Origin of the sequence: Bordetella genomosp. 11, from assembly GCF_002261215.1 — a bacterium.
Lineage (GTDB): Bacteria > Pseudomonadota > Gammaproteobacteria > Burkholderiales > Burkholderiaceae_B > Bordetella_C.
The window spans coordinates 398,389-413,554 of record NZ_NEVS01000004.1 but is presented as its reverse complement, the minus strand read 5'-3'; the positions used below and the strand labels follow the sequence as shown (position 1 = coordinate 413,554).

Here is a 15,166-nt window from a genome sequence, read left to right as displayed (position 1 = left end):
ATGAACAATCCGCCTGTCCTGCCCACGCCGCCGCGCCTGCGCCGTTTCGCCTGCATGATGTACGAGGCTGTCCTGCTCTTCGGCGTGGTTTTCCTGGCCGATTATCTGTTCGACACCCTGACCCAAAGCCGCAGCGGCCTGATGCTGCGTACGGCCCGCCAGGCATGGCTTTTTCTTGCCATCGGCTGCTATTTCGTCGTGTGCTGGGCCCGCTCGGGCCAGACGCTGCCCATGAAGACCTGGAACATCCGGCTGGTGGGTCGGGACGGAAGCCCGCCGTCGTTGGCACGGCTGGTGTGGCGCTATGGCTTTGCCTGGATCCTGCCGATGATCGCGGCGCTGGCGGTCTGGGGAATTGAATCCGTGACGCACTGGCCCGCCACGCTGATGTTCATCGTGGCCGCGCCGTTCGCCGTTTTCGTCGGGTCGTGGCTGGATCCCGAAGGCCAGTTCCTGCACGACCGCTGGGCCGGCACCCGGCTGGTGTCCGTGCCGCACACGGCCAAGACGGCGCGCAAAGGCGCCCTCGGCGCCTGAAGCGCGGCGCGAGCGGTCTTCCCCTGGCCGCCTTTCGGCGCCCCGCACCCGCCCTTCCGGATCCTTGCAAGGGCGCGCTCAATCCCCGTTCGCGGACCGCGCCTATTCCGCGAGCTCCGGCGTGCGTTGCGCGGAAATCGAGCGCGTCGCCATCGCCTCGGTGTGCCGCAGATGCGCGATGGTCAGGCGACGCGCCTCATCGGCGTTCTGCGCGAGGATCGCTTCGTACAGGCGCTGGTGCTGACGCATGGATTCCTTGCGCTCTTCCCACTCTGCCACGAAGAAATACCGGCAGAGCCGCAGCTCCAGCTCCTGAATCACCGAGAAAGCCAGCGCATTGTCGGCCGCCTGCGCGATCACCGTATGGAATTGGGAGTTGATGCGCGAGCTGCTGACGAAGTCGTTGCGCTCCACCGCCCGCTCGCCCTCCTCTACCAGCGCCAGCAATTGCTGCAGGTGGGCGGCGCGGCGCCGGTGGGCCGCCATGGCGGTGATCTCCGGCTCGATGATCTGGCGCAACTCGAAAAGTTCATGAAGTTCGGCCATCGACAGACGCCGCACATAGGTGCCCCGCCGCGGCGCGGACTCCACCCAGCCCTTTGCTTCGAGCGCCTTCAATGCTTCCCGCACCGGGATTTTGCTGACGCCGAATCGTTCCGCAAGCTCGTCGATCAACAGGCGCTCCCCCGCGCGCAGCTTGCCCGTCACGATCTGCTCGAACAAAGCTTCGTACACATTCGGTAGACGGGCCGCGCGTGCCTCCCCGCCAGCGGTTGAAGACCTGAGGTCCTCAGCAAAGGTTGCCATGGATGTTCCGTTTATCGCGGCCCGAGTCGAGCCAGATTGTGCTTGACATGCTAGCACGCTCAGATATTATTCTTCCATCTCGTATACTTTAATTGATAAACGTATACTTCAAGGGGTGAATAATGTTCAGAATCTTCAATGCCGGCGGCGCCGGCTGGCTCCCGCGCATGGTGCGCGCGGGCTGTGCGGCAGGCATCCTGGCCTGCGGGCTAGGGACCGCCAGCGCGGCCTACCCGGACCGTCCCGTCACCATCGTCGTGCCCTTCGCCGCGGGGGGAGCCTCCGATATCGTCGCGCGGGTGATCGCGCAGCAGCTGAACGATGAATACCACCAGGCCTTCATCGTCGAAAACAAACCGGGCGGCAGCACCCAGATCGCGACGCGCTTCGTGATCAATGCGCCCGCCGATGGCCATACGCTGCTTCTGGCCACGACGTCGGTCGTCAACAACGCCTACCTCTACAAGAACCTGAACTACGACGCCGAACGCTCGCTGCGGCCCGTTGTCGGTCTGGTCGACGTTCCCGCCTTCCTCATCGTGGGCCCCACCATGCCCGCGAAGACGGTGCCGGAGTTCCTGACCATCGCGCACCAGCGATCGGACAACAACAAGTTGTCGTTCGGGTCCGCCGGCACGGCCAGCACCCTGCATCTGGCGGGCGAATGGCTTAACCAGGTCGAACATCTGAAAGGCGTCCATATCCCCTACAAGGGAAGCGGGCCGGAGGTCGTCGCGCTCGCGTCCGGCGAAGTCGACTATTCCTTCGAAAACCTCGCGCCCGCCCTGCCCCAGGTCAGCAACGGGCGGGTCCGCATCCTTGCCATCGCCGGGCCGAAACGCTTTCCCACCCTGCCCGAAGTGCCTCCGATGAAGGACTTCGGCGTGCCCGATACCGACATGGCCAGCTGGTTCGTCCTGCTGGCCCCGGCAGCCACGCCGGACGCCGTCGTCCAGCAATTGAATGCCTCCGTCAATCGCATCCTGGCCAGGCCGGACATCCAGAAAAGACTGCTCGACCTCGGCCTGGTGCCTACCGGCGGCACCCCGCAGCAACTGGCCGACCGCATGAAGGCCGACAGCCAGAAGTGGATCGCCATCATCAAGGCGGGCAACATCACCGTGGATCAGTGACATCATGGATAGCGTAGACGCGCCCGTGCGCGATACCGGCATGACGCAGGGGCTGATCGGCGCCCGCGTCCCCCGCAGGGAAGACGCGCGCCACCTGGCCGGCGCCGCGGCGTTCATTGCCGACATCGCCGTGCGCGACTGCCTGGAAATCGCCTTCGTTCGAAGTCCCGTGGCGCACGGCGTGCTCAAGGGTGTGCGAATCGGCGAAGATGTCCCGCCGCAAAACGTGCGGCTGGCGCGGCACTTCGAAGGACGGGCGCTGCCCATCAAGGCGGAACTGCTGCGGGAAGGCTTTCACGGTGCGCCTTATCCGCTGCTGGCAACGGACAAGGTGCGCTTCGTCGGCGAGCCGGTGGCGCTGGTCATGGCGCCCACCCGCGCGCAGGCGGAGCGCTGGGCGGAATCCATCGAGCTGGATATCGAACCGCTTCCGCCCGTCCTGCAGGCGCGGACGGAATGGGAAAAGCCCGGCGCTCCGTTGCACGAAAACCTCGACTCCAATTTGATCATGCGGGCCGCGCGCACGATCGGCGACTTCGATGCGATCGAAGCGGCGACCGCGCGAGGCGATGCGGGCCTGCGCCGGGTTTGCCGGCGCTTCACCATGGAACGGGTGCTCGCCAGTCCGCTGGAGGGCCGCGGCTGCCTGGCCCAACGCGACAAGGCGAGCGGCGCGCTGCACGTCCATCTATCGACGCAGCGCCCGCACCTGATACGCAGCTTCATCGCGCAGCAGATCCCGGGCCTGCGGGAGAGCGATCTGCGCGTCATCGTGCCTGACGTGGGTGGCGGCTTCGGCGCCAAAAGCAACCTGTATCCCGAAGAAGTGCTACTGACCGCCCTGGCCATGGAGCTGGACCGCCCGGTTCGGTGGATAGAAGACCGCTACGAACATTTCGTCGCCAGCAACCATAGCCGCCAGCACGACCAGGACATCGCGGCCTATTTCGACGATAGCGGCCGCATCCACGCGATCGACGCGACCTTCATCGTCGACGGCGGCGCCTATTGCGCCAAGACGTCGACCGGCGCGATCGAGGCCAACATGGCGGCCAACGTCATGCTCGGTCCCTACGATATCCGGAACTACCGCTACCAGGCGATCAGCATCTACACGAACAAAAGCCCGGTCGGCCCCTACCGCGGCGTCGGCCGTCCCGGCGGTTGCTTCGCCATGGAGCGCATCGTCGACGAAGTGGCGCATATCCTGGACATGGACCCGGTGGAGGTACGCCGGCGCAATCTGATTCCATCCTCGAAGATGCCATACGTCACGGCGACCGGCCTGGCCTACGATTCCGGCGATTACCGCCAGGCGGTCGACGAGGCGGCGGCCCATGTGCGGGCGAACTGGACGGACAGCCCGCCGTCGGATACCCGCAAGCGCATCGGCACGGGCTACGCCGTGCTGGTGGAACAGGCCGGCCATGGGTCCGAGGAGTGGTTCCGCCGCGGATCGCCGACCGTCTATGGACATGAAGCCGCCCGCGTCGGCCTGAACGGCGACGGTACGCTGGAGATCGACGTCGGTACGCTGGCCCATGGACAGGGTCATGCCACCAGCTATGCCCAGATCGCGGCACAGATCACGGCCATCGCGCTCGCCGATATCCGGGTGCGCCAGGGGGACACCGCGGCCACCCCATACGGCATGGGAACGGTGGCATCGCGGTCCATCGTCATGGGCGGCGGCGCGGTCGCCCAGGCCTGCGCCGCGCTCATCGACAAGGCACGGCGCATTGCATCGGCCAACCTGGGCGATGCAGCGGGCGCGCTGCAATTGCGCGACGGCGCCCTGCACGGCGCGCACGGCAGCCTGACGCTGGCGGAGATCGCCCGCATCTCCACCGTACAGATACACAAGCTGCCCAAGGACATCGAGCCCGGCATGTCGCTGCAGGCCTTCTACCGGCCCAGCGTGGAAACGGGCACGTTTTCCTACGCGGTGCACGCCGCGCGCGTCGAAGTCGATATCGACACGGGCTTTGCCAGGATCCTGGACTACCTGGTCGTGGAGGATTGCGGCACCGTGGTCAATCCGCTGATCGCCGACGGCCAGGTGATCGGCGGTGTCGCGCAGGGTATCGGACAAGCCTTGTACGAGGCCATGCGCTACAACGCCGACGGCCAGCCCCAGACGGTGACGTTCGGCGATTACCTCGTACCCAGCGCGCTGGAAGTGCCCCGTATCGAAATCATCCATCTGTGCACGCCATCGCCGTTCTCGGCCTTCGGCGTCAAGGGAATGGGAGAAGGCGGTTCGGTGCCGCCGCCCGCCGCCATCGCCAACGCGATACGCGCGGCGCTGCGCGAACGGGACGTGGCGGTGGACCGTACGCCCATCGAACCCGATTACCTGCTCGCGCAGTGGCTTGCGGCGGGAGAAAAACAGTGAAGCTGCCGGACTTCGAATACCGCGCGCCCGACACCTTGGACGGGCTGCTGGAAATGCTGGCCGCCGCGGGCAGCGACGCGAAGGTGCTGGCCGGAGGCCAGAGCCTGCTGCCCACGATGCGCTACGGATTGGCGCGGCCCATGGTACTGATCGACCTGAAACGCGTGCCCGCGCTGCGGGGGGCCCGACCACAGGATGCCGGCCTGTCCATCGGCGCCATGACGACGCACGCCGACCTTGCTCGCGCCCCGGCGGACACGCCGGTGACGGCGCTGCTCGCCGCGCACGCCGCGCAGATCGCCTTTCCCGCGGTGCGCACGCGAGGGACCGTCGGCGGCAGCCTGGTCCATGCCGACCCCGCCGGGGACTGGCCCCTGCTGCTATCCGCGCTGGATGCGCGCGTCCGGTTGCGCAGTCTGCGCGGGGGGCGTGACGCGCCATTGAGCGCGTTCATCCAGGGGCCGCTCGCCACGGACATCGAGATCGACGAAGTGCTGACGGACATTGTCCTGGACGCGGACAACGCGTGCCTGACCGCATGGGGACGCGCCAAGCTGATGCACCGGGCCGGCGAATATGCCACCGCCTCGGCGGTGGCGCTGCGCCGCGCGTCGGGGGACTGGTCCTGCTGGATCGCCGCGCCCAGCGCCGGCCCGCGCCCGCTGCCGGCGTGCGCGGCCCTGCTCCAGGCAGGCTGCGCCGACCCCGGCGCGCTGCTGGACCAGGCCAGGCGGGAGATCGACGGCCTGCTCCCGGACGAGCCGGCCGTGGCCCGCTACCGCCATGCCGTAAACCTGATACGCGCCATCGACCAGGCGCGGGAGCCTCGCCATGACTGATATCCGCATAAGCGTGGACCTGACGGTGAACGGCAGCGCCGCGACGCTGACCGTCGAGCCCAACGCCAGCCTGGCGGACGCCCTGCGCGAACAGGCCGGCACGACCTCCGTGCACCTGGGATGCGAACACGGCGTTTGCGGCGCCTGCAATGTCATCGTCGACGGCGAAGTGGCGCGTGCCTGCCTGGTCCTGGCCGCCGCCTGCGCAAACAGCACCATCACCACCGCGGAGGGGCTGACCGATCCCCTGTCGCAACGCCTGCGCGACGCCATGCACCGCCATCACGGCCTGCAATGCGGCTTCTGCACGCCGGGCATGCTGATCACGGCCCACGACATGGTGTCGCGCGGCCAGGCGGCCTGCCCCGCAAGCATCCGCGAACAGCTGTGCGGCAACATCTGCCGCTGCACGGGCTACCAGGGCATCGTCGCCGCGATCCAGACCACCATAGAGGAATCGACATGAGCCCAACCCCGCGAGCCGGTATCGTCGGCGTGGCCTGCGTGCCGCACGCGCCCCAGTTCCTGTCCCGGCCGGACACCGAAGACCCGGATCAGATCGAACGCGTCAGAGCCGCGATGGCGCAGGCGGGCGAACGGCTGCGCGCGCTGCGGCCCGACTGCATCATCGTGGTGTCCAACGATCATGGCGACCACTTCGTGACCCATTCCGTGCCCGCGTTCTGCGTGCATGCCGCGGCGACGGCCGACGGCATGCACAAGCACCGCGGCGACTGGACGCTCGATCCCTCCATGGGCTATGGACTGGTGCGTCGCATGGAAGAGGAAGGTTTCGATCTGGCCTACACCCTGTCGGCCAAGCTGCCGACGGCCTTTACCATCCCCTACGAGTTCATGGGCTTCGATCGCGGCATTCCCATGACGCCCATCTTCGTGAATGCCTACGTGCCGCCGCAGCCTTCTCCCCTGCGCTGCCATGCGTTCGGACAGGCGCTGGCGCGCGCCGTGACGCGCATGGGACGCCGCGCCGTGCTGATCGCCAGCGGCGGTCTGTCGCACTATCCCGGGACCGTGCATTACCCGAATCCCGATGTCGACACCGACACGGGGCTGTACGAGCAGATGCGCGCCGGCAACCTTACCGGCCTGCTCGCGCTGGACGAGGCTGCGCTGGACCGCACGGGCAACCTGGAACTGCGGGAGCCGCTGATCGCCGCCGGCGCCATGGGCAATCGCAAGCCCTTCCTGGCGACCTTCGAACCTTCCTGGCACCACACCTATAGCGTCCTGGCCTGGGACCTGACCGAGGACGAGCCGGCGGCCCCCTTGATCTACCCCGCGTTGCCGCCGCGGCGAGTCGCCCTGGTCGAGGCGCTTTACCGGCTGCGCAGCGACCCGGACAGCGCGCGACGCTACCTGGCCGATCCGCAGGCATGGTGCGATGCCTATGCCCTTGCCGCCGACGAACGCGCAGCCTTGCTGGAGATGAATCCGGACCGGCTACGCGATGAATTTTCCATCCATGCGTTGCTGACCTCCGGGGCCGCCACGCAATTGCGCCTGCTGCGCGAACGCACCGCATCCTCCAACCCTTAGGAACCTGCCATGTCCATCGAAACCTTCAACTCACTCAAAGGCACGACCCCGGAAGCCCGCCTGGCCGAGCTTGGCATCGTATTGCCAGAGCGCCGGCAACCCGTGGGCAACTATGCCGGCGCCGTCACGACAGGCAATCTGGTGTTCGTCGCCGGCCACGGCACGTTCAAGGGCGCGGAGCAGACGCACAAGGGCAAGCTGGGCGCGGAAATCTCCATCGAAGAAGGCAAGATCGGCGCCCGCAACGCGGTGATCAGCGCGCTGACATCGCTGAAGGCGGAAATCGGCGAGCTGTCGCGAGTCAAGCGAGTGGTCCGCCTGTTCGGCATGGTCGCATCGACGCCGGATTTCTTCCGCCAGCCCGAAGTCATCGACGGCGCGTCGGACGTCCTGACCGCCGTATTCGGTGCCGCCGGCATCCATGCCCGCTGCGCGGTGGGCTTCGCGGCATTGCCATTCAACATGCCCATCGAGCTGGAAATGGTCGTCGAGATCGAGTGAGGACAGCATGACACGTACCGCAGAAATTGCCGGCGGCGGAATCGGCGGCCTGGCCGCCGGCGCCTTGCTGGCCCGCCAGGGCTGGCGCGTCCGCGTCCACGAACAGGGCGACGAGATCCGCGAGATCGGCGCCGGGATCTACATCAAGAACAACAGCCTCGAAGTCCTGGAGCACCTGGGCGTCATGCGCCGCATCGAAGCCCACGGCACCAAGCTGGAACGCGCGCAGATACGCTTCGCCGACGGCCGGGTAAAGCAGGAGCGGCAGCTGACCGGCGCATCCCGCGTGCACACCTTCGCGCGCCAGACATTGATAGAAGGACTGCGCGATGTTGCACTGGACAGCGGGGTGCAGATCCTGACGGGCAGCCGCGTCACCGGCGCGCGCGACGGCAGGCTGCACACGAAGGAAGGGAGCTATCCCGCCGATCTCGTTATCGCCGCGGACGGCGTCCATTCCGCGGTGCGTGCGTCCCTGGGTATCGGCGGCGGCTTCAGCGAGCTGCCGACGCTGATAGACCGTTTTTTGATCGAATCGCGCCAGTTCACGCCCGAACTGCAGACGGTCGAACATTGGTCGGGCAACCGCCGCATCGGCGTCACGCCGGCCGGACCGATCCATACCTATGTCTACATGGTGGCGCCCGCGGCCGATACGCGCGCGGCGCGGCTGCCGCTGGACGTGGCCGACTGGTCGCGGCGCTTTCCCCTGCTGCGCCCCTTGTTCGAGGTGCTGGCGGCCGCGCCGGCCACCCAGTATCCCTATGGCGTGGTCAGCTGCCCGCGTTGGGCGGTGGGCAACGTCGCCATCCTGGGCGACGCGGCGCATGGCCTGCCACCGACGCTGGGCCAGGGCGCCGGCCTGACGCTGATGAACGCGCTGGCGCTGGCCACGCTGGTGCGCGACGCGACCGACATCCCCGCCGCGCTGCGAAGCTGGGAGCAACGCGTGCGCTTCATCAGCGATCGGACTCAGGCCTGGTCCTGCCGCTATGACGCTTTCACGCGCCAATGGCCTACCGTGCTCGATTTCGCCCGCCCGCTGGTGGTATGGAGTTTCGGGCGCTTTCGCTCGCTGAACGACCGCATGCGCATCGCCGATCGCGGCCTGAGCCTGGCGGGCATCGAGATCGACACGAGGTACGGCCATGCTGATCGACGGTAGCAAGACGCTGGCGGCGGACCGCACCGCCGTCTGGCAAGCGCTGGGCGACGCCGATTTCCTGCGCGCGACGATCCCCGACTGCAAAACGCTGCAGGCCATCGACGCGGACCGCTACGCCGCCACGCTCGTCAGCGCGGTCGGCCCGGTGCGGGCGACATTCGACGTCACCTTCCGCCGCGAGGTCGAAACCGCCATGCAATCCTACGTACTCGTTGGCGAAGGCAATGGCGGGATGGCCGGTTCGGCCGCGGGCCGCATCCGCATCGAACTGAGCGATATGCCGGGCGGCACGCTGCTCACGTATTCCGCCGAGACCACCATCAATGGCAAGCTGGCGCAATTGGGAAGCCGCCTGATCGATCACGCGGCGCGCAAGTTCTCGGAACGCTTTTTCCAGAACGTGCAGAAGCGCCTGGCCTCTCCCGCCGAGCCCATCGCGACGACGCGGGCGGCCCGCGCCGAAGCGCCCGGCGCCATGGGGCCGGGATGGACGTCCGGCACGCCGGAGCCCGTCGCCGCCGCCCGCGGATCCTCGCTCGCATGGTGGCTGCCGCTGGCTTGCGGCCTGGGCTGCTTCGCCGGAACGTTCCTGGGAAGCTACCTGCGATGAGCGGTCCGTCCGGCGCGCGCGCCGCCCTTTACGGACATCGCCATAGCGTTGCCACGGGCCATCATCTGGCAACCCGTGCCGCCTGCATACAACTGGACCGGGGCGGCGCCTTGGTGGACGCGATGATCGCCGCCTCGGCGGTATTGACCGTGGTCCTGCCGCATGCGACGTCGCTGGGCGGCTGCGGCATGATGCTCCTGCATGACGCCGCCGGCGGACACACGCATGCGCTCAATGGATCCGGCATCGCGCCGGGAAGCGCCGACCCTGCCTTGTTCGGCGGGGCCGTCGGCGCACGCGGCCCGCGCAGCTGGGTGGTTCCCGGCCTGGTCCGCCTATGGGCGCAGGCACATCGCCGGCACGGACGGCTGCCCTGGAACACCCTGTTCCACGACGCGATCGAACTGGCCGCCGACGGCGCGGCGTTCTCCAGCGAAATCAGCCGGAATCTTGCGCTTGCCACCGCGCAGGTTCGTAAACAGCCGGGCTTTGCCCAGGCATTCCAGGTCGATGGACAGGATCGCCAGGCAGGAACGCCATGGCGGCAGATCGCCGTGGCCGCAACACTGCAACGCATCGCGGCGCATGGAGAGGATGGCTTCTACGAAGGACCGGTGGCCGACGCCTTGTGCCGCTTCGCCGCGGACACCGGCGGCCTGTTGCGCCCCGAGGACCTCAAGCGCGTCGCGGCGGATTGGACGCAGCCCGTCCACCAGGACTATGGCCGACGGTGGGTTGCCGTCATGCCGCCCAACTCGGTAGGCGTGCTGATGCTCGCGCAACTGTCCCGCTTGCAATGGCGCCCGGACGTTCCGCGGGAACGGCGGCTGTATGCGCAGGTCATGAATGCGCGCGCCTGCCTGCCAGGACTGCGCGACCGCGTCGCGGATCCCGCGGCGCGCTGGCCATGGCACGACGACGGTTCGGAATCACCCCGCTTCCAGGGCGCCGGCGCGGAACCGGGAGACACCGCCGGCATCGTGCTGGCGGACGGGTCCGGCAACGGCCTGGTCATGTTGCAAAGCGTGTTCCAGCCCTTTGGCAGCGGGTGTGTCGATCCGGTCACGGGCGTGCTGATGAACAACCGGCTCGGAGAGTTCAGCACCGATCGCCGGCACTTCAACGTGCTGGCCCCCGGCAAGCGGCCGGTACATACATTGAATCCCTATATCGTGTTCCGGGATGGCGCGCCCGAGCTGTTTGCCGTGTCGCCGGGCGGCATCAGCCAGACGACGACCGGCGTGCAATGCATCTCGAATGTTCTGGTCGACCGCGCGCCCCTTTCCCTTGCCATAGACCTGCCGCGCTGGAGCATGGGGCGCGACGGCCAGGTCATGTGCGAGCCGGGATTCCCCGACGGCACGCTTGCACTGCTCGAAGCGGCGGGCGTCGCGGTGGAAGCGGACTCGACGCATCCTTTCTACTTCGGCTCGATCAAGGCGGTGCAAAGGCATGGGTCCGGCATGCTGGAGGCTGCGGCGGATCTGCGGCGCCAGGCCTGTGCCGCGGCCTGGTGAACGGATTCCCACCCCGTCCGATCGAAGCAGACGCCGGCCCTACAGGATGCAATAGCCCACCGGCTGCGGCGTACAGCCGTGTGCATTGACCGGGACCATATCCTGCGGGCAAGCCGACATGACGGCGATGCAATCCTGCTCCGCGCGGAAAGTCACGCTATCGCCGGGGCGCGCGCGTGGCTCGGCCACTTCCATTTCGCGATGATCGTGGAATAGCGTGTTCATGAACAGGTTGAGCGGCGTCGGCACATACCCGGCGTCGATGCCCAGGGGCTTGAGTGCCTGCCGCATGTTGTCGGCGCAATTGTGGTGATATCCCTTGGCGCCCAGCAGCGCGTAACGGGCGGCGTCGCAAGCGGCGAAGAGCATGCAATGCGTGCCAGGCGATTCGTCGGCTTCGAGCCTGAGTATGGGCTGCCGCAACTGCGTATACAGAAGATCGCCGGGTAGCGGCTTGATGCGTCCGAGCGTTACGACCGAGTGCGGCATCGACATATGCTGGCTGCCGTCCGGCAAAAACGCCCACAGGTCCACGACCTGGCCGCCATGGGTGTTGACCACCTTCAGCATCTGACCCTTGCGCAATGCCACACGGGTGCCCGATCGGGCCGGAAGTATTGTCAGGTCCATGATTCCCTGGGTCTCGTTTTTTGAATCTGGTTAACTAGTTACTCAAAGGCAATGGTAGCGCGGCTTGCCTACCCGCACAAGCATTGTTCCGGTGCCGCGACGCACATAACGGAGACTGGCGCGCATGTGCCGCGACGGGTCGATCTGTTAGACTAATCGACCAGTTAACGAGGGTCGGCATACCGGGCGCGGCACATGCGCTTGCGCACCGGAATGCCATGCGTTGATCCTCCGGGCCGGCCCTCGGCCATCCCAAGGACCGCCCCTTTCCGTCGATGCCACAGGTACAAGCAAAATGACCGGAGACAGCGTCGCCGCCGCGGCACGTGCATATGAAGCCATCAAGAGCAGCATCATCGAATGCCGCTATCCCCCGGGAAGCAAGATTTCGGAGGCACGGCTGGTCGAAGAGCTCGGTGTCGGGCGATCGCCCATCCGCACCGCCCTGGCCCGCCTGCGCGGCGAGGGATGGGTGGACGTCAGCCCGCAGAGCGGCAGCTACGTGAAAGCGTTGAGCGAAAAGGAAATCCAGGAAATCTTCGATTTCCGGATCCTGCTCGAAGCACATGTGGCCGGACTGGCGGCGCGCAACATCGGCGAAGAGCAGATCCGCGCGTTGAACCGCGCGCTGCTACAGGCCAGGGCGCTGGAAAAGGACGGGGATGACAAGGCGACTTTCGATGAATTCGACCGTTTCGATTCCATTGTGCACGCCGCCATCTACGAAGCTGCCGGCAATTCCCTGATGAGCGGTGTCCTGCAGAACCTGCTGGAGAAGGCCCAGTGGCTGAAGAAGGCAACCTCGCCTTCCACCCCGGCACGCATGAAGACCTGGTTCAAGGAACTGGAGCGCATCGTCAAGGCGCTGGAAGCGCGCGACCCCGACCTTGCCGCGCGGCGAATTACCGAGCATATCGGCAAGGCCGCGGATTTCGAAATCCACTTTGCTTCCGAACAGAGTCGCGCGGCGAAGCGGGTACGGGCCGCCTAGTCTATTTTGATGTTCGTATCCTTGACCATCTTTGTCCACTTGGCGTTTTCCTGGACCAGGAAGTCGCTGAAATCCTTGCCCGCCAAGCCTCGGGGAATGACGCCGATCTGATCCAGCTTGGACCGCGTATCGGCCTCGGTCAGGGCTTTCATGATCGTATCGGACAGCTTCTTCACCGCTGCCGGCGGGGTACCGGTAGGCGCCACGACGCCGTACCAGGTGGTCACCTCGAAGTTGGGCAAGCCGGCCTCTTTCAGCGTGGGGATGTCCGGCGCCAGCGGGCTGCGTTTCGCCGCGGCAATACCCAGGGCGCGCAGTTGGCCTTCCCGCACGTGCGGCAACGCGGCGAGGATCTCGGAGTTCATGACCGCCACGCGCCCGCTGATGACGTCGACCAGCGCGGGGCCCGTCCCCTTGTAGGGAATATGGATAAGGTCGGTGCCCGTCGCCAGCTTGAACATCTCGCCCGCCACGTGATGCGGCGTGCCCGTGCCCGCGGAGGCGTAGGCCAGCTTGCCGGGCCGCTCCTTCGCATAGGCGATGAACTCCTGCAGGTTGGTCGGCGGCAGCTTGGTGGTGGACACGAGCAGGAAAGGAACCTGGCCTACCAGGGCCACCGGCGTGAAGGCCTTCATCGGCTCATAAGGCAGCTTTTGCAGCAAGGGGGTAATCATCATCCCGCTGGCCGATGCCATCAGCAGCGTGTAGCCGTCGGGGTTGGCGCGCGCCGCGAAATCGGTACCGACGATACCTCCGCCTCCGCCGCGGTTATCCACGATGACACTCTGGCCCAATGGGCCGGAGATGCGTTCGGCGATCACGCGCGCGATCGCGTCGACGGCGCCTCCCGGCGCGAAAGGCACGACAAGGCGGATGGTATGGTCGGGATATTCGGCGTTGGCCGCCGGTGATAGGGCAAGACAGGCAAACAATGCCCCCAGCAATCGACGAGTCGACATAATTTCTCCTTGGACTGTTGTATGTATTCGCGGGTATTCCCGCTGCTTGCAAAAGAGCGCTCTCGACCCGGGGATCTAGACCGCCCTGATGACCGATTTGACTTCGAAGTGCTCGAGCAGCCCTTCGCTGCCCATTTCACGGCCCAGGCCGCTGTACTTGACGCCCCCGTAAGGAAGCTCGGGCGGCGTGATCGCGTAGGTATTGAGACTGAAGCAGCCCGCCCGGATACGTTCCTGCAGCAGCCGCGCGGATTTCAACGATGCCGTGAATGCGTACGAGGCGAGGCCGTAGTCGGTCGCGTTGGCGGCCGCGATCGCTTCTTCGATCTCCTCGAACGGCTGCAGCAGCGCCAGCGGGCCGAAGGGCTCTTCGCGCATCGCCCGCGCGCCGCCGCCGGCGCCCGCGATGACCGTCGGCTCCCAGAACGCGCCGGCCGCCGGCACGGCGCGCTGTTCACAAGGCGTCCCGCCGCCCGCCAACACTTCCCCGTTGTGGCGGACGGCGTCCTGCGTGAACTCGCGCATGGCCTGCACGCGACGCGCGTGGATCAACGGCCCCATGTCGACATCGCCGCGCTGCCCGTCGCCGACCCGCAGCGAGCGGGCCAGGGCGGCAAAGCGTTCGGCGAAGGCCTGGAACACGCCTCGCTGGACATAGAACCGCGTGGGGCAATTGCAGACCTGTCCGGCGTTGCGGAATTTAGCCGCGACGCCCTGGCTCGCCGCGCGGTCCAGATCGGCATCGTCGCATACGATGACGGGGGCATGCCCGCCCAGTTCCAGCGTCATACGCTTGAGCGCGGCACCGGCCAGCCCCGCCAGGCGACGGCCCACGGCCGTAGAGCCCGTAAAGGAAAGCTTGCGGATTTCGGGATGGCCGATCAGGCGCTCGGAAATTTCCGCGGGCCGGCCGAAAAGCAGGTTCAGGACACCGGGGGGAACGCCCGACGCCTCGCAGATGCGAGCGATCTCCACCAGGATGCCCGGGGTTTCCTCGGCGGGCTTGATCACGATCGGACATCCGGCGGCCAGCGCCGTGGCGATCTTGCGACCCGCGAGAACGGCGGGAAAGTTCCAGGGCGAGAACGCCGCGACCGGGCCTATGGGTTCATGCAGCACCAGTTGCTCCACGCCGGCAAAACGCGACGGCACGATGCGGCCATAGGCACGCCGGCCCTCTTCCCCCATCCACTCGAAGGTGTCCGCCGTGGCGATGACCTCGGCCAGGGCCTCGCGCAGCGGCTTGCCCTGCTCGCGGGTCAGGATGGCGGAGAGGGATTCCGCGCGCTCCCGCAGGGTCGTTGCGACCCGAGCGAGAATGCGTCCCCGCTCCAGCGGCGTCATGGCGCGCCATCCACCGAAGGCCCGCGCCGCGGCCTGGGCCGCACGATCGATGTCGTCCGGCGTCGCGATCGGCAGTTCCCCCAGCGGCTCGCCAGTCGCCGGATTGCGCACCAGCGTCGCCTCGCGCCGCGACGCGTCTATCCATTCCCCATCGACCAGCAGCCCGAGTCGCGGGTACATG

At 66.9% G+C, this 15,166-nt stretch carries 15 protein-coding genes; 11 read left to right on the top strand and 4 right to left on the bottom strand.

Features of this window, described 5'->3' with window-relative positions; translation table 11 throughout:
* Entirely contained in the window at positions 1-537 is a 537-nt protein-coding gene (locus tag CAL28_RS09500) for an RDD family protein (RefSeq protein WP_094841166.1), read from the top strand.
* A 102-nt stretch (positions 538-639) separates the two neighbouring features.
* Here CAL28_RS09500 and CAL28_RS09495 read toward each other — a convergent pair whose 3' ends face one another.
* On the bottom strand, positions 640-1,344 hold the full coding sequence (locus CAL28_RS09495) for a GntR family transcriptional regulator (protein ID WP_094841165.1): 705 nt from the start codon (positions 1,342-1,344) through the stop codon (positions 640-642).
* Positions 1,345-1,466: 122 nt separating this feature from the next.
* Here CAL28_RS09495 and CAL28_RS09490 point away from each other — a divergent pair, with 122 nt between their 5' ends.
* The 9 genes from CAL28_RS09490 to CAL28_RS09450 are packed head-to-tail and all read left to right on the top strand — an operon-like array spanning position 1,467 to position 11,061.
* Positions 1,467-2,477 carry a Bug family tripartite tricarboxylate transporter substrate binding protein gene (locus CAL28_RS09490; protein ID WP_094841164.1) on the top strand — a complete coding sequence of 337 codons (1,011 nt, stop codon included), beginning with the start codon at positions 1,467-1,469 and terminating at the stop codon, positions 2,475-2,477.
* A gap of 4 nt (positions 2,478-2,481) precedes the next feature.
* On the top strand, positions 2,482-4,872 hold the full coding sequence (locus CAL28_RS09485) for a xanthine dehydrogenase family protein molybdopterin-binding subunit (RefSeq protein ID WP_094841163.1): 2,391 nt from the start codon (positions 2,482-2,484) through the stop codon (positions 4,870-4,872).
* A complete protein-coding gene (locus tag CAL28_RS09480) occupies positions 4,869-5,711 on the top strand; it encodes an FAD binding domain-containing protein (protein WP_094841162.1) in 843 nt (280 codons plus the stop codon). The genes CAL28_RS09485 and CAL28_RS09480 overlap by 4 nt, the downstream gene beginning before the upstream one ends.
* On the top strand, positions 5,704-6,177 hold the full coding sequence (locus CAL28_RS09475; RefSeq protein WP_094841161.1) for a (2Fe-2S)-binding protein: 474 nt from the start codon (positions 5,704-5,706) through the stop codon (positions 6,175-6,177). The genes CAL28_RS09480 and CAL28_RS09475 overlap by 8 nt, the downstream gene beginning before the upstream one ends.
* Complete coding sequence (locus CAL28_RS09470; protein WP_094841160.1) at positions 6,174-7,268, top strand: hypothetical protein; 1,095 nt, start codon at positions 6,174-6,176, stop codon at positions 7,266-7,268. Before CAL28_RS09475 ends, CAL28_RS09470 begins: the two co-directional genes overlap by 4 nt.
* Positions 7,269-7,277: 9 nt before the next feature.
* A complete protein-coding gene (locus CAL28_RS09465; protein ID WP_094841159.1) occupies positions 7,278-7,769 on the top strand; it encodes a RidA family protein in 492 nt (163 codons plus the stop codon).
* Positions 7,770-7,776: 7 nt separating this feature from the next.
* The gene (locus CAL28_RS09460; protein ID WP_176463940.1) at positions 7,777-8,934 is read left to right on the top strand and encodes an FAD-dependent oxidoreductase; all 1,158 of its coding nucleotides are present in this window, start codon (positions 7,777-7,779) and stop codon (positions 8,932-8,934) included.
* Positions 8,918-9,544, top strand: coding sequence for a CoxG family protein (locus CAL28_RS09455; RefSeq protein WP_094841157.1), 627 nt, complete (start codon positions 8,918-8,920; stop codon positions 9,542-9,544). The genes CAL28_RS09460 and CAL28_RS09455 overlap by 17 nt, the downstream gene beginning before the upstream one ends.
* Positions 9,541-11,061, top strand: a complete 1,521-nt coding sequence (locus CAL28_RS09450) for a gamma-glutamyltransferase family protein (RefSeq protein WP_176463939.1) — start codon at positions 9,541-9,543, stop codon at positions 11,059-11,061. The genes CAL28_RS09455 and CAL28_RS09450 overlap by 4 nt, the downstream gene beginning before the upstream one ends.
* A gap of 39 nt (positions 11,062-11,100) precedes the next feature.
* Here the strand turns inward: CAL28_RS09450 and CAL28_RS09445 are convergent, their stop codons facing one another.
* A complete protein-coding gene (locus CAL28_RS09445; protein WP_094841155.1) occupies positions 11,101-11,691 on the bottom strand; it encodes a DUF1989 domain-containing protein in 591 nt (196 codons plus the stop codon).
* 295 nt (positions 11,692-11,986) lie between these two features.
* Between CAL28_RS09445 and CAL28_RS09440 the strand changes: the two genes are divergently transcribed.
* The gene (locus CAL28_RS09440; protein WP_094841154.1) at positions 11,987-12,682 is read left to right on the top strand and encodes a GntR family transcriptional regulator; all 696 of its coding nucleotides are present in this window, start codon (positions 11,987-11,989) and stop codon (positions 12,680-12,682) included.
* Here CAL28_RS09440 and CAL28_RS09435 read toward each other — a convergent pair.
* Both CAL28_RS09435 and CAL28_RS09430 read right to left on the bottom strand, forming a co-directional pair.
* A complete protein-coding gene (locus tag CAL28_RS09435) occupies positions 12,679-13,641 on the bottom strand; it encodes a Bug family tripartite tricarboxylate transporter substrate binding protein (protein ID WP_094841153.1) in 963 nt (320 codons plus the stop codon). The two genes, CAL28_RS09440 and CAL28_RS09435, sit on opposite strands and share 4 nt — an antisense overlap.
* 75 nt (positions 13,642-13,716) lie before the next feature.
* Positions 13,717-15,165 carry an NAD-dependent succinate-semialdehyde dehydrogenase gene (locus tag CAL28_RS09430; RefSeq protein WP_094841152.1) on the bottom strand — a complete coding sequence of 483 codons (1,449 nt, stop codon included), beginning with the start codon at positions 15,163-15,165 and terminating at the stop codon, positions 13,717-13,719.
* Position 15,166 lies beyond the last annotated feature (1 nt).